Consider the following 16,779-nt stretch of genomic DNA (forward strand, 5'->3'; position numbering starts at 1 on the left):
CTCGCCGCAACCTGTGCTATGCGCCGCGCTTCTTTTCGGCACGATGGATGAAATCGGCCGCAATTTGCTTATATTGGCGCTGATATGACCCTTTCCTTCGATCTCACCACTGAGGGCGCACGCGACGCGTTGCGCGCTCGCGCCACGCCCGAGAAGCCGTCGCTGATCGGCCTGACCCGGGCCGAGCTCGGTGAAGCCCTTGTCAGTGCCGGCATCGTGCCCGAGCGCCAGGCGAAAATGCGCGCCCAGCAGCTCTGGCACTGGATGTATGTGCGCGGCGTCTCCGATTTTGCCGGCATGTTCAACATCTCCAAGGATCTGCGCGCCGAACTCGACAAGCATTTTACCGTCGCCCGGCCCGAAATCGTCGAGGAGCAGATTTCCTCCGACGGCACGCGCAAGTGGCTGTTCCGCTTTCCGCCGCGCGGTGCCGGCCGTCCCGTCGAGATCGAGACCGTCTACATCCCCGAAGAAGGCCGCGGCACGCTCTGCATCTCCTCGCAGGTCGGCTGCACGCTGACCTGTTCGTTCTGCCACACCGGCACGCAGAAGCTGGTGCGCAATTTGACGGCGGAAGAGATCCTGGCGCAATTGCTCACCGCCCGCGACCGGCTCGGCGATTTCCCCGACCGCGACACACCCGACGGCGCCATCGTCCCTGCCGAGGGCAGAAAAGTCTCCAACGTCGTCATGATGGGCATGGGCGAGCCGCTCTACAATTTCGAGGCGGTGAAGAAGGCGCTGCTGATTGCCTCCGACGGCGACGGACTGTCGCTGTCGAAGCGCCGCATTACGCTCTCGACCTCCGGCGTGGTGCCCGAGATCTTCCGCACCGGCGAGGAGATAGGGGTCATGCTGGCGATCTCGCTGCACGCCACCAATGACGATCTGCGCGACCTGCTTGTGCCGATCAACAAGAAGTATCCGCTGAAGGAACTGATCGAGGCCTGCCGCGCCTATCCCGGCCTGTCCAACGCCAAGCGCATCACCTTCGAATATGTGATGCTGAAGGACGTCAACGATTCCATCGAGGACGCCAAGGGGCTGATCAAGCTGCTGAAGGGCATTCCGGCCAAGATCAATCTGATCCCGTTCAACCCGTGGCCGGGCACCAACTACCAGTGCTCGGACTGGGAAACGATCGAGAAATTCGCCGACTACATCAACAATGCCGGCTATGCCTCGCCGATCCGCACGCCGCGCGGCCGCGACATCCTGGCCGCCTGCGGCCAGCTCAAATCCGACTCCGAGCGCATGCGCAAGGTCGACCGCTTGGCGCTTGAGACCATGATGATTGCGGGGCACGGCGAGGCGTGAGCCGCCTCTTCGCCTATATCGTCCGTTTCGCTGTCATCCTGTTCGGCTATGTCGTCGCCTCATTGGCGGCGAGCGCCTTTCTCAACGTGCTGTTCCTGGCTTCCGTCGGTTATATGCCGGACGATGCGCACCCAGCGGCGGCCGCGGCGCTGTATTTTTCGATCCCGTTCGTGGCGCTGTTTGTCGCCTATTTCGCTTTCATACCGGCGGTGGTCGCAATCCTGATCTCCGAGGTCCTCAGCCGCCGCGACTGGCTGTTCTATGCACTCGCGGGCGGCTTGGTGGCCGCGGCCTTCCTCGGCTTCGTCCACCAGAACGTGGATTTCGACGTCACCGAACCGCGCGCCATCGCCGCGGTGATCGGCTGCGGCATGGTCGGCGGCATCTTCTACTGGCTAAGCGCCGGCCGCTGGGCCGGAAGCTGGTGGCAGGCCGCTACTTCGCCTGAGCTGTCAGGATCTTGAGCGCGAAGGCCGAAAACACACCGGCAAAGAGATAGTCTACCACCCGCGTCACCCGCGGGCTGGCCTTCATCGCCGCCGAAAACCTTTCCGCGGCAAAGACCATCGGCGCTGTCACCGGGACCGACAGCACGATGAACATGAGGCCGAGGAAGAACAGTTTTCCCGGCGCGTTCGGATCGTGAGCGGAGACGAACTGCGGCAGAAACGTCATGAAGAACAGGATGATCTTCGGGTTGAGCAGATTGACGCCAAGCCCGGCGGCCCAGCTGCGGAACAGCGAAATTTGCGGCCCGTTCTTCTTCTGCGGTGAAAACGCCGAGCCCTTGGTGATTGCCTGCCAGGCCAGGAACACCAGATAGGCGGCGCCGAAGACTTTCAGCACCAGGAAGGCCATTGGCGAGGCGACGATCAGCGCCGAGATGCCGACCGCCACCAAAGTTGTGTGGATCAGCGTTCCGAACAGAGCACCCGCCAGCGAGGCAAAGCCCGCGGCGCGGCCCTGGCTCAGTGTGCGCGAGACGAACAGCGTCATATCCGGCCCCGGCGTGATCGCCAGGATCATGGTGGCGATGGCGAACTGGATCAGCGTGGTGGTGTCGGGAATGAAGGACATCGGTGGGCCCTGGCGAATGATCGTCGGTCTATAACGCAGCCTCCCGGCTCACGCCAGCAACTGACTGGCGTGGCATCTGGTCCAGCGGCTGCGGCGGCCGGAGCCCGTTCATCCCTTGCGCTGGCCGGAAATGCCGTGATACCTCGCCCGCGAAACTCATCGCGGAACCGCCAAAATGTCCCCAGCAATGCCCAAGACAAAAGACGTCAAGAAGGTCGTGCTCGCCTATTCCGGCGGTCTCGACACCTCCATCATCCTGAAATGGCTGCAGACCGAGCTCGGCGCCGAAGTCGTCACCTTCACCGCCGATCTCGGCCAGGGTGGCGAGTTGGAGCCGGCGCGCAAGAAGGCCGAGATGATGGGCATCAAGGATATCCGCGTCGTCGATGTCCGCGAGGAATTCGTCGCCGACTTCGTCTTCCCGATGTTTCGCGCCAATGCCGTCTATGAAGGCACCTACCTGCTCGGCACCTCGATCGCCCGGCCGCTGATCTCCAAACACCTGGTCGAGATCGCCCAGGAGGTCGGCGCCGATGCTATTGCGCATGGCGCCACCGGCAAGGGCAACGACCAGGTCCGTTTCGAGCTGTCCGCCTATGCGCTGAACCCCGACATCAAGGTCATCGCGCCGTGGCGGGACTGGTCGTTCAAGTCGCGCACCGACCTGATCAACTTCGCCGAGCAGCACCAGATCCCGGTGGCCAAGGACAAGCGCGGCGAAGCACCCTTCTCGGTCGACGCCAACCTCCTGCACTCGTCCTCCGAGGGCAAGGTTCTGGAAGACCCGTGGAGCGAGCCGCCGGAATTCGTCCATCAGCGCACCGTCTCGCCGATGGACGCGCCGGACAAGGTCACCGAGATCGAGATCGAATTCTTGAAGGGCGACCCGATCGCGCTGAACGGCAAGAAACTGTCGCCGGCCGCCATGCTGACGGCGCTTAACGATCTTGGCCGCGACAATGGCATCGGCCGGCTCGATCTGGTCGAGAACCGCTTCGTCGGCATGAAATCGCGCGGCGTCTACGAGACCCCCGGCGGCACCATCCTGATCGTCGCTCACCGCGCCATCGAATCGATCACGCTCGACCGCGGCGCCGGCCACCTCAAGGACGAGTTCATGCCGCGCTACGCCGAGCTGATCTACAACGGCTTCTGGTTCTCGCCCGAGCGGCTGATGCTCCAGGCGATGATCGACAAGAGCCAGGAAGACGTCGAAGGCACGGTGCGCCTGAAACTCTACAAGGGCAATGTCATGGTCACCGGCCGCAAATCCAAGAAGACGCTCTATTCCGACGCGCTGGTCACCTTCGAGGATGACCGCGGCGCCTACGACCAGAAGGACGCCGCCGGCTTCATCCGCCTCAATGCGCTGCGGCTGAGGACGCTGGCGGCAAGGAGCCGCAAGGGTGAACCAAACTAGTATTCCAGGAAAACCCGGCGGTCACGCAGGGTTTTTATTTGGTACCTCTAATATAAGAGACCAAGCTGGCTGACATGGTTTCCGTTTGACCTTTTAAAAGCCTCATCTAAATTCCTTCTCGGGACGGAGGGATTCTGATCGTGAAAAACGCCATTTTTCTCATGCTTGCGGCGGCCATCGTCTTTACCGGATGCCAGTCCTCGCAGGCGGCCGCAAAACGCGAGCAGGACGGGTGCATCTCCGCCGTCCATCTATGGAGCATCACGTTCAAGCACGAAATCGCCTCTTTCATGGGCGTCTCGCAGGAGCGCATGCCGGCCCTGTTCTGCCAGCGCATCACCGAAGGAGTACGCAGCGGGCGGATCAGCTACTCCGATTTGAACAGAGTGCAGCTAGACCTGCCGACCGAGATATGGCTGGTCATCAAGGGCAAGTCAAAGGCGGCTGCCAGGGCCGCGCCGGTGCTGCGCAACTCCAAATTCCGGAGCTGCAAAGGTACTGAAGGCGCCTTCGAGGTTCCTATTTCCCAGAAGTGCCCGTTGAGCGGCTACGCACATTATTGAGAGCCCAGGCGCTCAGCCGGCATTTGCGCCAACGATCGAGCAATTCGAGAAAGAGCATGCCCGACTTTGTCCGTAACTGCGTAAAAACAAAGAAATAGAGCGGCGGCAAAGAACTCAGTGCTTTTCCTGCTTGATCTTTTCGGGCCCTTATCTAGCCTCCTCACAATCGATGGGGGCAGCTGACAATGAAGCCGTGGTTTGTGGCCCTGCCTGCAATGGTCGTCATGCTGGCCGGTTGCCAGACTGGGCAGGAGCAAGTGAGTCAGGATCCCGAGGCGGCATTCGATCGCTGCGTCAGCAAGGTGGCCATATCGAATATATCGGCCAAACACGAGATCGCCGCTTTTATGGACGTTTCCCTGGAGCGCATGCCGCCACTGCTGTGCCGCCGCCTTGTCGATGCCATGAAGACCGGCCGGCTGACCTTCTCCGACATAAACCGCCTCCAGTTCGACCAGTCCACGGACATCTGGAAGGTCATAAAAGGCGGGTAGCCGCTTGGCTGCTGAACGGTTTGACCGCCAAACGCTCCAGTCCTTGCAGAAAAGCCCGGCGCATGGCCGGGCTTTCCGTTCTTCGATCTGGATATTTCTGTCAGCCGCCGTCGATCGCGTCGGCGATCTGGGCGATGGCCTGCTGGTAGACGCTGGCGGAATTCCAGCCGGCGATGGCCCCCATATTCGCACTCGCGCTCGCACCCGCCCGCCAGCCATGAGCCTTGAGGAAGTTGGCCGTCGAAGCCAAGGCCGTCGCCTTGTCGCGCAGATTTCCGTTGCCGACGCCATACTTCAGGACATTGCCGGGCAGGAACTGCGTATGGCCGATCTCGCCATGCGCAGCCCCAACCGACGAGGCGCTCAGCGCGCCGCGATCGACCAGCTTCAGCGCCGCAATGGCATGCGGGTAAAAGAACCCCGGGCGACGGCAATCATAGGCAAGCGTCAGAATGGCGGAGACCGTGTTCTGGTTGCCCAGGGAGGCTCCGAAGCCGGTTTCCATGCCCCAGATGGCCAGCAACACGCCCGGCGACACGCCGTAATTGCTCTCGATCCTGTCGAACATCGCCGCATTCGACTTCTTCAGCGCACGGCCCCTGGAAATGATCGCAGCTCCGCCACGGCGCTTCATGAAGGCGTCCACCGAACCGCTGAACGCCTTGTGGATGGCGCGGTCGACGGAGATTGTCTTTGTCGCGTAGCTGGCACCGGCCAGAGCAGCCAGACCCTTCCCGCCGACACCTTCGGACCTGGCCTGCGCGGCAAAGTCCTGCTTCCACGCTTCGAAGCCCGCGCCGGTCTTGCCGCAGCTGGCCGCCGCCTGCGCGCCCGTCGCCAGCGCAAGTACCGCGACCACCGCGGCAGCAATAATCTTTCCCTTGGCAAGCAATGCCATGCTTTTTCTCCTGATTGCCTGAATCACGTCCCGGTTGCGAACTTGCCAGCGAAACGCGCCATTGTCACCGTACCCCCGGCGCTACCCTGGCCAATGCAGCGGAATTTGCTTACGATCAAGTGCTTATTGTGGCCGAAACGCCCGGGCGCCGGGCAGGCGAATTCGCTGCTCGGGTAAAAAGAGGTGACGGGGGCATGGAACGGCGGCCCGTCGCGGGCGTTTGGGCGAGGCGCCGCTCCGCACCATATTCCTCCTCTGACGCCATACGCCAACGCCTGACGCATCGAGATCGACATGAAACTGTTCGACTGCCCGCATTGCGGCCACCGCCTCTACTTCGAGAATGCGCAGTGCCTGAATTGCGGGAGTCTCGTGCTTTACGATCCCGAGCATGCGCGCTTTGCCTTGTCTGACGTCGACGGCATCTTCCACTGCACCAATGCGGATGAATGCGCCTGCAACTGGATGGCCGAACCGGGCCATACCTACTGCCGCGCCTGCTTGCTGAACCAGCTGATCCCCGACCTCTCCGTCGACGGCAACCGCCGCCGCTGGATTCGCGTCGAGGCGGCCAAGAAGCGCGCCGTCTATTCGCTGCTCGCCTTCGGCCTTCCGGTCGCGCCCAAGCACAAGCACGGCGACGAAATCGGCCTCGCCTTCGACTTCATTGCCGATCCGATCGGCGGCGGTCCCGGCGGCGAACGCATCCTTACCGGCCACGACAACGGCCTGATCACGCTCAACGTCGCCGAGGCGGACTCGGCCGAGCGCGAGCGGCGTCGCGTCGAGATGGGCGAAAATTACCGCACGCTGCTCGGTCATTTCCGTCATGAGCTTGGCCATTACTACTGGGACCGGCTGATCCGCGACGAGCCGCAACGGCTCGATGCCTTCCGGGCGCTGTTCGGCGACGAACGCCCCGACTACGAGCAGGCGCTGAAGGCCTATTACGCCAATGGCGCTGCGCCCGACTGGCAGCAGAACCATATCTCCGCCTATGCGACGTCGCATCCATGGGAAGACTGGGCCGAGACTTGGGCGCACCATCTCCACATCACCGACACGCTGGAGATGGTGCACGCGCTGAATTTTCCACTCGGCCAGCTTGAGACGATGGAGACCAATGTGCTGCCGCAAGGCGACACCGGCGGCCGGTTGCAGGCGGCGCCCGCGGAACCTGACGCCGTGCCCGAGCCGTTCGAAAAGATTCTCGCCCGCTGGCTGGTACTCTCGGAAGCCTCCAACTCGATCAACCGCTGCATGGGCCTGCCCGACCTTTATCCCTTCGTCATTTCGGACGTGACGGCGCAGAAACTCAGCTTCGTGCATGAGCTTTTGACCGGTTTGCCGAAAGAAACCGGAACAAATCGTGAGCTGGCGTCGGTATTTTAGCCGGAACGCATGCGTTCTGGTTTCGTTTGGTGTCGCGAGGGACCATGAAAGGGAGAGAAACCATGAGACGCATATTGTTTCCGGCCGTCGCCGGGGCGCTTGTCGCGATGTCGGGTGTGGCACTCGCCGATACCGCCGTCTCGGCCGTCACCGATCTTAATGTGCGCGCCGGCCCCGGCCCGCAATATCCTGTGATCGGCGTGCTCGCCGCCGGCCAGTCGGCGACGCTCAATGGCTGCATCGAAAACAGCAAATGGTGCACCATTGCCGAAGCCGGAGGCCAGGGCTGGGTCTATTCCGACTATGTCACGGCCGATTTCGGCGGCAACCGGGTCGTTCTGACACGCCGCCCCGCCGACGCCGCCATCACCGTGGTTACACCGCCGCAGGATGATTATCCCGATACCTATACCGGTGCGATTCTGTCCGACGACGGCCCCGTCGACGCCATCGACAGGCCACCGGCGGAAGTCGGCACCTATGTCAGCACGCACCGGCTCGATCCTGTCTATCTCGAGGGCGAGGTGGTGACCGGTGCCACCTTGCCCGACACGGTCGAACTGCGCGAAATCCCCGACTACCGCTACCGCTACGTCTATGTGAATGGCCAGCAGGCGCTGGTCGACCCACAGACACGGCGCATCATGTACGTCGTGCGCTGATTTTGCCTGGAAAGAATGACAAGTGAACTCGTGCCGCCCTCCTGCCGAGGCTGAGGGCGGCAAAAGGGTCGCTGAACAGCAGCAATTGCGCGAGAGCCGACGATCCCCTAGATCATGCGACCCGATGCGTTCGGCAGAGGAACTCGCGTGATATCAGATCCAGCCGCCTTCGAGCGCTATAGCAACACGGCCACCGAAAAGACGAACCTGCCGCGGCTGATAATTGGAACGGCAGTCGTCGTCCTGTTCTGGGTGGCGATCACCCTGGTTGTGGTGCTTGGCGGCACCTATGTCGCGATCGTCTGGCATGTATTGCCGGACGATCCGCGCGGGCCGCTTCAGGGCTTTCTGGCCTCGCCCATCGGCATACTCACCGCACTCACCTCGTTTACCGGCATCTGGCTCGGCCTCTGGCTTGCCATGCGTTTCGTCCATGGCGAGCCGCTCTCGGCGCTTTTCGGCGCCAGTCGCCGCGTGTCCTTGTCGGGCTTCCTCAAGGGCCTGGTCGCGGTGCTGATCACATCGGCGCTTTCCGAAATCCTGCTCTACTGGCTACAGCCCGAAATCGCCCGCGGCACGATCAACCTGTCGACCTGGCTGCTGTTCCTGCTCCCGATCGTGGCGCTGACCCTGCTGCAGACCTCGTCCGAGGAGATGCTGTTTCGCGGCTATCTGCTGCGCGGCCTGGCCAGGCGCTTCGAGAGCCCTTACGTGTGGGCGCTATTGCCCGCTTTGCTGTTCACCTCCTTGCATTGGAGCCCGGGCTCGACCGCCGCCATCAACGCCTGCGTGCTGGCCTCGATCGCCGCCTTCGCCTTGCTGTTGACGCTGGTGGTTTATGTCACCGGCAATCTCGGCGCCGCCTTCGGCGCCCATCTCGGCAACAATCTCACCGGCTTCCTGCTGATCTCGCATCAGGAGAACTACAATTCCTTCGCCCTGTTCAACGCCAAGCCGCTGGAAGGTCCGGACTGGACGACGACGGATGCCGTCATCATCGCCGCCATCGGTATCGTCTGCACCTTGCTGACGATCCTGCTGCTTCTGCACCCGCGCTCGCCGCTGAAGGTTACGGCCGACCCTCGGGATGCAGGGTGAACTAAACAGGGACCGATCCAGAGACCGGGAAGCTGCCCTTGTCTTGACTCTTCGGCCGATTTCCTGTCTACAGCCCCGAAATCCGCGACGAGTATCCCTCCGAGCAAGCCGACCAGGACGCCAAAACCTTTTGAGGTGGGTGCTGTAAACAGATCCTGGAGGCCAACACCCGGCAGCGCTGAGCGCCCCCGGGTGCTTTTTGGTTTTGAGCTTTGCTTGGATGAGCGGCGCGAACGCACTACCTCTCGGGCACCATCGGGGTGCCTGAGAAAAAGGAAACGGAATGTTTGAATCGCTGCAGGAGCGCACAAGAGGCGTGGAGGGCCATCGGCCCGACAGGGATCACCATGAATCCAAGGCGCTCTCGCGCGGCGGGTTGACCAATGTTTGAATCACTTCAGGAGCGCCTTGGCTCCATCCTGAACGGCCTGACCGGCCGCGGCGCGCTGTCGGAGGCTGATGTCTCGGCGGCGTTGCGCGAGGTGCGCTGTGCGCTGCTCGAAGCCGACGTTGCGCTGGAAGTGGTGCGTTCCTTCACCGACAAGGTGCGCGAGAAGGCCGTCGGCGCGGCTGTCGTCAAGTCGATCAAGCCCGGACAGATGGTCGTCAAGATCGTCCATGACGAGTTGGTCGACATGCTCGGCGCCGAGGGCGTCGCCATCGACCTCAATGCGCCGGCGCCGGTCGTCATCATGATGGTCGGCCTGCAGGGCTCCGGCAAGACGACGACCTCCGCCAAGATCGCCAAGCGCCTGACCGAGCGCCAGAACAAGAAGGTTCTGATGGCCTCGCTCGACACGCGGCGGCCCGCGGCGCAAGAGCAGCTGCGCCAGCTCGGCGAGCAGGTCAAAGTCGCGACCCTGCCTGTCATTGCGGGCCAGAACCCGGTCGACATCGCCAGGCGCGCCGTCCAGGCAGCCAAGCTCGGCGGTCATGACGTCGTCATCCTCGACACCGCCGGCCGCACCCATATCGATGAGCCGCTGATGGTGGAGATGGCCGACATCAAGAAAATGTCGAGCCCGCACGAAATCCTGCTGGTCGCGGATTCGCTGACCGGCCAGGACGCCGTCAACCTTGCCAAAAGCTTCGACGAGCGCGTCGGCATCACCGGCCTGGTGCTGACCCGCATGGACGGCGATGGCCGTGGCGGTGCCGCGCTTTCGATGCGCGCCGTCACCGGCAAGCCGATCAAGCTGATCGGCACCGGCGAAAAGATGGACGGGCTGGAGGAATTCCACCCCAAGCGTATTGCAGACCGCATCCTCGGCATGGGCGACATCGTCTCGCTGGTCGAAAAGGCCGCCGAAAACATCGACGCCGAGCAGGCGGCGGCGATGGCCAAAAAGATGCAGTCGGGCAAGTTCGACCTGAACGACCTTGCCGGCCAGCTTCAGCAGATGTCGAAAATGGGCGGCATGGGCGGCATCATGGGCATGATGCCCGGCATGGGCAAAATGAAGGACCAGATGGCCGCCGCCGGCCTCGACGACAAGATGTTTGGCCGCCAGCTAGCCATCATCTCGTCGATGACCAAGGCCGAACGCGCCAATCCGGACATGCTGAAACATTCGCGCAAGAAGCGCATCGCCGCCGGCTCAGGCACGGATGCGGCCGAGATCAACAAGCTCTTGAAAATGCATCGCGGCATGGCCGACATGATGAAGGCGATGGGCGGCAAGGGCAAAGGCGGCGGCTTGATGCGCGGCATGATGGGCGGCCTTGCCTCCAAGATGGGCCTCGGCGGCATGATGCCTGGCGGCATGGGCGGCCCTGGGGGCATGATGGGCGGCGGCATGCCCGACCTCTCCAAGATGGATCCCAAGCAGCTCGAAGCCTTGCAGAAGCAGATGCCCGGCCTTGGCGGCATGAAGGGCCCGCCCACCCCGAGCGGCGGTGGCCTGCCCGGTCTGCCCGGCGGCATGAAGCTTCCCGGCCTTGGCGGCGGTGGTCTGCCCGGCCTCGGAAAGAAGAAGTGAGGACGCTATGAACGAAGAAAAAGACATGGCCGACGCACGCACCATCCTGGCCGGCTATCGCGCCTCGATCGACAACATCGACGCCGCCCTCATTCATATGCTGGCCGAGCGCTTCCGCTGCACCAAGGCGGTCGGCGTGCTCAAGGCCGAGCATGGCCTGCCGCCCGCCGACCCGGCGCGCGAGCAGGAGCAGATCACCCGCCTTCGCCAGCTGGCGAAGGACGCTCATCTCGACCCCGATTTCGCGGAAAAATTCCTCAACTTCGTCGTCCGCGAAGTGATCCGCCATCACGAGCAGATCGCCGCGTCCAACGGCGCAAGCAAAACCGGCTAACAAAGTGCATGTCGCCCAAAAGTGCGCAGCGGTTTTGGGACAACGACCTGCACCAGACAAAGCCATTAACCCAACACTGACATCAGAAATTTTAGGAGAAATGAAATGCCCTTGAAGATCAGACTGGCCCGTGCGGGCTCGAAGAAGCGCCCTTACTACCACGTCGTCATTGCCGACGCCCGTTCGCCGCGCGACGGCCGGTTCATCGAGTCGATCGGCTCGTGGAACCCGCTGCTGCCCAAGGACGGCGAGCGCGTCAAGGTCGACGCCGACCGCGTCAAGCATTGGCTGTCGCACGGCGCCCAGCCGACCGACCGCGTGCTGCGCTTCCTCGATGAGGCCGGCCTCCTCAAGCGCGAAGCCCGCTCCAACCCGAAGAAGGCCGAGCCCGGCAAGAAGGCGCAGGAACGCGCCTCTCTGCTGAAGAAGGCCCAGGAAGACGCTGCCGCCGCCGTTGCCGCCGCTGCTGCAGCCCCGGCCGAAGCGGAAGCCGCCACCGCCGAATAAGCATCGCGTCATCGCATCGACAAAACGGCGGGCCTGTGCCCGCCGTTTTGCTAATGTGCGGCGATGTCATATGCGTTCGAACGAAAGATGACTGAGCGGACCGTCACGGAAGAGACCCTTTTCGGCGGCGTAGCCGGAACGCTGTTGCGATGCGCCGGCGCCACGACAGGCGTCGTCGTGCTCAGCGGATCGAGCGGCCGCATCGACGTCACCCGCGCCCGGCTCTTTGCCAAGGAAGGAGCATCCGCTCTCGCGCTGCAATGGTTTGGCGGCGAAGGTCAGGTGCCCGGCATTTGCGAGATCCCGCTCGAAACGTTTTTCGCGGCGACCGACTATCTTGTCCAGATGGGATGCCGGCGCATCGTCTATGTCGGGACCTCGAAAGGCGCCGAGGCCTCCCTGCTTGCGGCGGCTCACGATCCACGCATCGGCCTCGTGGTTGCGATCAGCCCGACATCGGTGGTCTGGGGCAATATCGGGCCGGGCCGCGACGGCGTCAGCTGGCCGGAACGATCGTCGTGGACGCTCGAGGGGATTCCTTTGCCGTTTGTCCCAAGCAATCCCGCTTGGAACGCTGAGTATGTCGATGGTCTGGTGTCCTACCGGGGGCTCTTCCTACGTGCCTTGCAAACCTTCAAGGACGCAGCGGCCAAGGCTGCCATTCCCGTCGAAGCTATTTCAGCCGACATTGTTCTGGTTGCGGGCGGCGACGACGCGCTATGGCCATCGCTGGATTTTGCCCAGTCGATCGTTCGGTGTCGCCAGGACACCGCAATGACCACCTGCCTCGTCTCAGTGCCCGACGCCGGCCACCGCATTCTGCTGCCGGGCGAAATCACGCCGCGCTCGAGGCTGCATGCCCATGGCGGCAATGACGACGCCGACACGCGCCTGGGCCGCCTGGCTTGGGAGCATATCCGGGGATTGCTGTAGCGCAGGCAGCCATGGTCCAGCTGCCTTGGGCAACAGCGAAACCGGCGATCTATAGCCGCCGGTTTCCGATGTTGGACCTGGCTGTGTTCAATAACCGTCGGGGCAGCTGGCGATATAGGTGCGCCCGTTGCGGCCGCGGTAGCGACATTGACCGCTTTCGCTGGCACGGCCGATCAGCGCGCCGGCCACGGCGCCGACGGCGCCGCCGACGACGGCGCCCTGAACCGGATCATTTGCCACAGCTGCGCCAACCGCCGCGCCGCCGAGGCCGCCGACCGCGGCACCCTTTTCGGTTTGCGAGCACGCACCCAGTGCGGTCGCCAGTACCAGAATGATCATCGCTTTTTTCATTGTCGTTCCTCTCTCACGCGGATCGCCGTCCTCGCCGCCACGGCTCTAACTCCCAGACAGCTGATTTGATCCCGAAGACGTGAGAGATCCCGGTGCGCGCGCCTGTCACATTCGTAACGACCGCCGCCGAGCTTGTTGAAATGCAGGACGTTTTACCTTTCAGTGGCCTTCTTCAGATTGGCGAGGCCAGCCTCGAAATCCTTGCCGATCAGCGTATCGAAATTCATGAAGAGGCCCAAAAGCTTGGCAATGAAGGGCCGGCTGCCGCGCATTGCCCAGGTGACTGCGGTGGTGTCGCCCGAGGGCTTCAGGGTGAAGTCGACGCTGTTGTTGGCCCGGAACGGCTTCTCGAAGTCAAGCTTCAGCGACACGAGCGAGGATGGCACGGAATTGACGATCTCCATGCGTCCCTTGCCGGCCTTGGCATTGCCTTCCCAGGCGTAGGCGGCGCCCTTGCCGGTATCAGCGCCCGACAGCGTGCGCTTCATCAGCGGGTCGAGCTTTTCGTAGGGTGACCATTCCGGCCAGTGCTTGAAATTGTTGATCAGCGGAAAGATCGCTTCCGGCGCGGCCTTGATGCTGGCGGTGCGGGCGGTGACGAAATCATTCGACCTCGTCGCCGCATAGATGAGCACGGCGGCGATGATGACGACCAGGAGGATGAGAATGGTGCTGAGCATGTTTTCTCCTCGCTTAACGGCTGAACGGGATCAGGGCGCACACGCTTGGGTCGCGCAGATAGAGACCGCCCCACAGGATGATGCCGAGATAGACGCTAAACAGCGTGTGCGAAAACAACGGGCTGCCGACGCGCATGTTTGTGGCGATGGCGCCGCCGAGATAGCCGGTGAGCAGGATGGCGCCGAGCACCGAGGTGCGGGGCAGCGCATAGAGCGCGGTCGAGATCAGCCCGATAATGCCGAGCGTGCGCGCAACATTGACATCGGCCGGCCAGCCGAGCGGCACCATGGTCTGGGTGACGACATCGAGCGGCGGCAGCTTGATGACCCCGTCGAAGATCATGAACAGGATGATGAGGCCGCTGAGCACGCGGCCGGTCCACAGGGCGCCCGATGAGACGGGCATGGTTTGAGAAATACTCACGGGTGTTCCCTCCTAAGCGGTTCGAGCCGTTTGCCGGCTTCGGACCAAGGACGAGCGATGGGGCGGCGATCCTACAGGGTGCGGATTCTTTTTGGATAGCAGCAAGCAAAAGCCGCTGCGTGGCGATCCTTCACACCCCCCTCTGGCCTGCCGGCCATCTCCCCCGCAAGGGGGGAGATTACACGCTCGACCGCTTCGGCAATGCTCCATGAATGAGCGGAGCATCGAAACCGCCGATCTCCCTGCTTGCGGGGGAGATGCCCGGCAGGGCAGAGGGGGCGCTGTCCCTCCACCTTGACGGACTATCGACATCCACCAGTCACGGCTATTGATAGGGCTGGGCGAGAGACGAGCGAATGGCTGGCGAGACTGATCTGAAAAAGCTGCTGGCGGCGATGACGCCGGAACTGCTTCCCGGCGTCCATGTCTTCGCCACCCTGGTCCCCGGTGCACCGGTTCCCGAGACGCTCAATCCGGTGATGCTGTTTCGCGAGAAGGAGGGCACGACGCTGATCTTGCCCGAAGACCAGGCCGCCGGGCTGCAGTCCGCCTTCCGCTGCCGCATGATCACCCTGAACGTCCACTCCTCGCTGGAAGCCGTCGGCTTCCTCGCCGCCATCACCGCCCGGCTGGCCGCCGCCGGCATGGGCGTCAATCCGGTCTCTGCTTTCTATCATGACCATCTGTTCGTGCCCGCTGAGCGGGCCGAGGAAGCGATGGAGTTATTGCGCCAACTGGCCAAGGATAGCGCCGGCTGAGTATCAAGCGCGACGCACGTAGAGGATATCCGGCAGGCCTTCTTCGTTGGTGGTGCCCTCGCCGAACACCTCGGGGCGAAAGCCATGGCGCTCGTAGAAGCGACGCGCGCCGGTGTTGGCCTGGAAGCAATGCAGTTTGACGATCCGTAGCGCGGCGGTCGCTTGCACCAGCAGCCGGCTGCCGATGCCTTGCCCCGTCCAGGCGGGGTCGAGATAGAGCTGTTCCACCCAATCGCCGCTCAGGGCAATGAAGCCGACAATGCCGGTGCCGGCCTCGGCGACCGTCACCTGCTGCCGGGACAGCACGATCTCGCGGATGAAGGCAAGATCCTCATCCGGCGTGTGGATGACCGGCATCCAGGAGAACGAACCAAGTGCGGCCCGCATGACAATGGCGATGGTCGCGGCATCCAAAGCCGTGGCGGGGCGCAGCACGATTTTGGTGGGATCGTTCAAAGGCTTTTCTCAACAGAGGTCAGCGCTGCCCTCATCCCCCTGCCGGGACCTTCTCCCCGTGAACGGGGAGAAGGAAGGCTTCGGCCGAAGGCCGAGCCCGCGACTGCGGGCCGCCGGCTTTCCGGCGCCCCCGCGGGGGGCCCGCCGCGGCAGCGGCGATACGGCCCGTGAGCGAATAAACTATGCCGCCTTCTTCTTCGGCTGGATCAGGCCGCGCTCGACCAGCAGCTCGGCGATCTGCACCGCGTTCAGCGCCGCGCCCTTGCGCAGATTGTCGGAGACGATCCACATCGACAGGCCGTTGTCGATGGTCGAATCCTCGCGGATGCGCGAGATGAAGGTGGCGTCCTCGCCGGCCGATTCCAGCGGCGTGATGTAGCCGCCATCCTCGCGCTTGTCCAAGACCTGGCAGCCTGGCGCTTCGCGCAGGATATCGCGCGCCTCGTCGGCGGTGATCGGCTTTTCGAACTCGATGTTGACGGCTTCGGAATGGCCGATGAACACCGGCACGCGCACACAGGTCGCCGTCAGCTTGATCTTGGGGTCGAGCATCTTCTTGGTCTCGGCGACCATCTTCCACTCTTCCTTGGTCGAGCCGTCGTCGAGGAAGACGTCGATGTGCGGAATGACGTTGAAGGCGATGCGCTTGGTGAACTTCTTGACCTCGACGCCATCGGCGACGAACACCGCGCGGGTTTGTGTAAAGAGTTCGTCCATGCCTTCCTTGCCGGCGCCGGATACCGATTGATAGGTGGCGACGACGACGCGCTTGATGGTGGCAACATCGTGCAGCGGCTTCAGCGCCACGACCAGCTGCGCCGTCGAGCAGTTCGGATTGGCGATGATGTTCTTGCGGGTGAACAGCGAGATCGCATCCGGGTTCACTTCCGGCACGATCAGCGGCACGTCCTGATCATAGCGGAAGGCCGACGAGTTATCGATGACGACGCAGCCCTGCTTGCCGATCTTCGGCGACCACTCCTTCGAGACGTTGCCGCCGGCCGACATGATGCAGATGTCGGTGTCGGAAAAATCATACTGGTCGAGCGTCTTGACCTTCAGCGAACGGTCGCCGAACGACACTTCGGTGCCCTGGCTGCGCCGCGAGGCCAGCGCCACGACTTCGCTTACCGGAAAGCCGCGCTCTTCCAGTATGTTGAGCATTTCGCGACCCACATTGCCCGTGGCGCCGACTACCGCAACCTTGAAACTCATCAGAAATCTCCTGTCCCTCTCCGCTTGGTTTTTGGAGAAAACCCGCCGGCCAATGCGGGTTTCGTCCCCCGGGCCGGACCCGGGAGAGGGTGGTTAGGCCAAGGGAATCACACCGTTTTGGTGGTGGTTTTGGCCATAGTTTTGCTGGAACGGTAAGACGCGCCAACGCGCCCGGCCCCATGATTGTGGCCGGGGAAGTCGAATGCAAGAAGAGCCATCAG

At 62.9% G+C, this 16,779-nt stretch carries 20 protein-coding genes; 13 read left to right on the forward strand and 7 right to left on the reverse strand.

Translation table 11 applies throughout. The annotated features are described in order from the left end of the window. The first annotated feature begins 84 nt into the window (after positions 1-84). On the forward strand, positions 85-1,317 hold the full coding sequence (gene rlmN / locus NKI61_RS06625; RefSeq protein WP_352839051.1) for a dual-specificity RNA methyltransferase RlmN: 1,233 nt from the start codon (positions 85-87) through the stop codon (positions 1,315-1,317). Further along, positions 1,314-1,781, forward strand: coding sequence for a hypothetical protein (locus NKI61_RS06630; RefSeq protein ID WP_352839052.1), 468 nt, complete (start codon positions 1,314-1,316; stop codon positions 1,779-1,781). Before rlmN ends, NKI61_RS06630 begins: the two co-directional genes overlap by 4 nt. Here NKI61_RS06630 and NKI61_RS06635 read toward each other — a convergent pair. Next, positions 1,753-2,394 (reverse strand): LysE family translocator, encoded by a 642-nt coding sequence (locus NKI61_RS06635; protein ID WP_352512828.1) that lies wholly within the window; start codon positions 2,392-2,394, stop codon positions 1,753-1,755. The genes NKI61_RS06630 and NKI61_RS06635 overlap by 29 nt on opposite strands. A gap of 187 nt (positions 2,395-2,581) precedes the next feature. Here NKI61_RS06635 and NKI61_RS06640 point away from each other — a divergent pair, with 187 nt between their 5' ends. The 3 genes from NKI61_RS06640 (at position 2,582) to NKI61_RS06650 (ending at position 4,871) form a co-directional block, all read left to right on the forward strand. Further along, positions 2,582-3,814, forward strand: a complete 1,233-nt coding sequence (locus tag NKI61_RS06640) for an argininosuccinate synthase (RefSeq protein ID WP_023694541.1) — start codon at positions 2,582-2,584, stop codon at positions 3,812-3,814. A 140-nt stretch (positions 3,815-3,954) separates the two neighbouring features. Next, on the forward strand, positions 3,955-4,377 hold the full coding sequence (locus tag NKI61_RS06645; RefSeq protein WP_023710248.1) for a hypothetical protein: 423 nt from the start codon (positions 3,955-3,957) through the stop codon (positions 4,375-4,377). A gap of 185 nt (positions 4,378-4,562) precedes the next feature. Continuing rightward, positions 4,563-4,871 carry a hypothetical protein gene (locus NKI61_RS06650; RefSeq protein ID WP_023726018.1) on the forward strand — a complete coding sequence of 103 codons (309 nt, stop codon included), beginning with the start codon at positions 4,563-4,565 and terminating at the stop codon, positions 4,869-4,871. A 100-nt stretch (positions 4,872-4,971) separates the two neighbouring features. Here NKI61_RS06650 and NKI61_RS06655 read toward each other — a convergent pair whose 3' ends face one another. Then, the gene (locus tag NKI61_RS06655; RefSeq protein ID WP_023671711.1) at positions 4,972-5,769 is read right to left on the reverse strand and encodes a lytic murein transglycosylase; all 798 of its coding nucleotides are present in this window, start codon (positions 5,767-5,769) and stop codon (positions 4,972-4,974) included. A gap of 294 nt (positions 5,770-6,063) precedes the next feature. Between NKI61_RS06655 and NKI61_RS06660 the strand changes: the two genes are divergently transcribed. The 7 genes from NKI61_RS06660 to NKI61_RS06690 all read left to right on the forward strand — a co-directional run bounded on the left by NKI61_RS06660 (position 6,064) and on the right by NKI61_RS06690 (position 12,674). Then, positions 6,064-7,161 (forward strand): zinc-binding metallopeptidase family protein, encoded by a 1,098-nt coding sequence (locus tag NKI61_RS06660; RefSeq protein WP_023726017.1) that lies wholly within the window; start codon positions 6,064-6,066, stop codon positions 7,159-7,161. 62 nt (positions 7,162-7,223) lie between these two features. Further along, positions 7,224-7,823, forward strand: coding sequence for a DUF1236 domain-containing protein (locus NKI61_RS06665; RefSeq protein WP_023742092.1), 600 nt, complete (start codon positions 7,224-7,226; stop codon positions 7,821-7,823). A 147-nt stretch (positions 7,824-7,970) separates the two neighbouring features. Beyond that, complete coding sequence (locus NKI61_RS06670) at positions 7,971-8,921, forward strand: CPBP family intramembrane glutamic endopeptidase (RefSeq protein ID WP_023745438.1); 951 nt, start codon at positions 7,971-7,973, stop codon at positions 8,919-8,921. A 383-nt stretch (positions 8,922-9,304) separates the two neighbouring features. Then, a complete protein-coding gene (gene ffh, locus NKI61_RS06675; RefSeq protein ID WP_352839053.1) occupies positions 9,305-10,900 on the forward strand; it encodes a signal recognition particle protein in 1,596 nt (531 codons plus the stop codon). Between the two features lie 7 nt (positions 10,901-10,907). Then, positions 10,908-11,234, forward strand: coding sequence for a chorismate mutase (locus tag NKI61_RS06680; protein WP_023671706.1), 327 nt, complete (start codon positions 10,908-10,910; stop codon positions 11,232-11,234). Positions 11,235-11,339: 105 nt separating this feature from the next. After that, complete coding sequence (gene rpsP, locus NKI61_RS06685; RefSeq protein ID WP_023671705.1) at positions 11,340-11,741, forward strand: 30S ribosomal protein S16; 402 nt, start codon at positions 11,340-11,342, stop codon at positions 11,739-11,741. A gap of 87 nt (positions 11,742-11,828) precedes the next feature. Then, positions 11,829-12,674: an acyl-CoA thioester hydrolase/BAAT C-terminal domain-containing protein gene (locus NKI61_RS06690; protein ID WP_023736745.1), complete on the forward strand. Its 846-nt coding sequence runs from the start codon at positions 11,829-11,831 to the stop codon at positions 12,672-12,674. Positions 12,675-12,761: 87 nt separating this feature from the next. Here the strand turns inward: NKI61_RS06690 and NKI61_RS06695 are convergent, their stop codons facing one another. The 3 genes from NKI61_RS06695 to NKI61_RS06705 form a co-directional block, all read right to left on the reverse strand. Beyond that, on the reverse strand, positions 12,762-13,025 hold the full coding sequence (locus NKI61_RS06695) for a YMGG-like glycine zipper-containing protein (protein ID WP_023683830.1): 264 nt from the start codon (positions 13,023-13,025) through the stop codon (positions 12,762-12,764). 152 nt (positions 13,026-13,177) lie between these two features. Next, complete coding sequence (locus NKI61_RS06700) at positions 13,178-13,705, reverse strand: SRPBCC family protein (protein WP_023742091.1); 528 nt, start codon at positions 13,703-13,705, stop codon at positions 13,178-13,180. 13 nt (positions 13,706-13,718) lie between these two features. Then, positions 13,719-14,129 (reverse strand): DoxX family protein, encoded by a 411-nt coding sequence (locus NKI61_RS06705; RefSeq protein ID WP_352839054.1) that lies wholly within the window; start codon positions 14,127-14,129, stop codon positions 13,719-13,721. A 356-nt stretch (positions 14,130-14,485) separates the two neighbouring features. Between NKI61_RS06705 and NKI61_RS06710 the strand changes: the two genes are divergently transcribed. Further along, entirely contained in the window at positions 14,486-14,887 is a 402-nt protein-coding gene (locus tag NKI61_RS06710) for an ACT domain-containing protein (protein ID WP_352514910.1), read from the forward strand. A 3-nt stretch (positions 14,888-14,890) separates the two neighbouring features. Here the strand turns inward: NKI61_RS06710 and NKI61_RS06715 are convergent, their stop codons facing one another. Together NKI61_RS06715 and NKI61_RS06720 are read right to left on the reverse strand one after the other, a co-directional pair. Then, entirely contained in the window at positions 14,891-15,343 is a 453-nt protein-coding gene (locus NKI61_RS06715; RefSeq protein WP_023742090.1) for a GNAT family N-acetyltransferase, read from the reverse strand. 180 nt (positions 15,344-15,523) lie between these two features. After that, positions 15,524-16,558 carry an aspartate-semialdehyde dehydrogenase gene (locus NKI61_RS06720; protein ID WP_023671698.1) on the reverse strand — a complete coding sequence of 345 codons (1,035 nt, stop codon included), beginning with the start codon at positions 16,556-16,558 and terminating at the stop codon, positions 15,524-15,526. Between the last annotated feature and the right edge of the window lie 221 nt (positions 16,559-16,779).

Origin of the sequence: Mesorhizobium sp. M0514, from assembly GCF_040321145.1 — a bacterium.
Lineage (GTDB): Bacteria > Pseudomonadota > Alphaproteobacteria > Rhizobiales > Rhizobiaceae > Mesorhizobium.

Bases quoted from the DNA above. Each gene is read 5' to 3' on its own strand.
- rlmN (WP_352839051.1), top strand. From the start codon at position 85: ATGACCCTTTCCTTCGATCTCACCACTGAGGGCGCACGCGACGCGTTG.
- NKI61_RS06635 (WP_352512828.1), bottom strand. From the start codon at position 2,394: ATGTCCTTCATTCCCGACACCACCACGCTGATCCAGTTCGCCATCGCC.
- NKI61_RS06640 (WP_023694541.1), top strand. From the start codon at position 2,582: ATGCCCAAGACAAAAGACGTCAAGAAGGTCGTGCTCGCCTATTCCGGC.
- NKI61_RS06650 (WP_023726018.1), top strand. From the start codon at position 4,563: ATGAAGCCGTGGTTTGTGGCCCTGCCTGCAATGGTCGTCATGCTGGCC.
- NKI61_RS06655 (WP_023671711.1), bottom strand. From the start codon at position 5,769: ATGGCATTGCTTGCCAAGGGAAAGATTATTGCTGCCGCGGTGGTCGCG.
- NKI61_RS06660 (WP_023726017.1), top strand. From the start codon at position 6,064: ATGAAACTGTTCGACTGCCCGCATTGCGGCCACCGCCTCTACTTCGAG.
- NKI61_RS06665 (WP_023742092.1), top strand. From the start codon at position 7,224: ATGAGACGCATATTGTTTCCGGCCGTCGCCGGGGCGCTTGTCGCGATG.
- ffh (WP_352839053.1), top strand. From the start codon at position 9,305: ATGTTTGAATCACTTCAGGAGCGCCTTGGCTCCATCCTGAACGGCCTG.
- NKI61_RS06680 (WP_023671706.1), top strand. From the start codon at position 10,908: ATGAACGAAGAAAAAGACATGGCCGACGCACGCACCATCCTGGCCGGC.
- rpsP (WP_023671705.1), top strand. From the start codon at position 11,340: ATGCCCTTGAAGATCAGACTGGCCCGTGCGGGCTCGAAGAAGCGCCCT.
- NKI61_RS06690 (WP_023736745.1), top strand. From the start codon at position 11,829: ATGACTGAGCGGACCGTCACGGAAGAGACCCTTTTCGGCGGCGTAGCC.
- NKI61_RS06695 (WP_023683830.1), bottom strand. From the start codon at position 13,025: ATGAAAAAAGCGATGATCATTCTGGTACTGGCGACCGCACTGGGTGCG.
- NKI61_RS06700 (WP_023742091.1), bottom strand. From the start codon at position 13,705: ATGCTCAGCACCATTCTCATCCTCCTGGTCGTCATCATCGCCGCCGTG.
- NKI61_RS06710 (WP_352514910.1), top strand. From the start codon at position 14,486: ATGGCTGGCGAGACTGATCTGAAAAAGCTGCTGGCGGCGATGACGCCG.
- NKI61_RS06720 (WP_023671698.1), bottom strand. From the start codon at position 16,558: ATGAGTTTCAAGGTTGCGGTAGTCGGCGCCACGGGCAATGTGGGTCGC.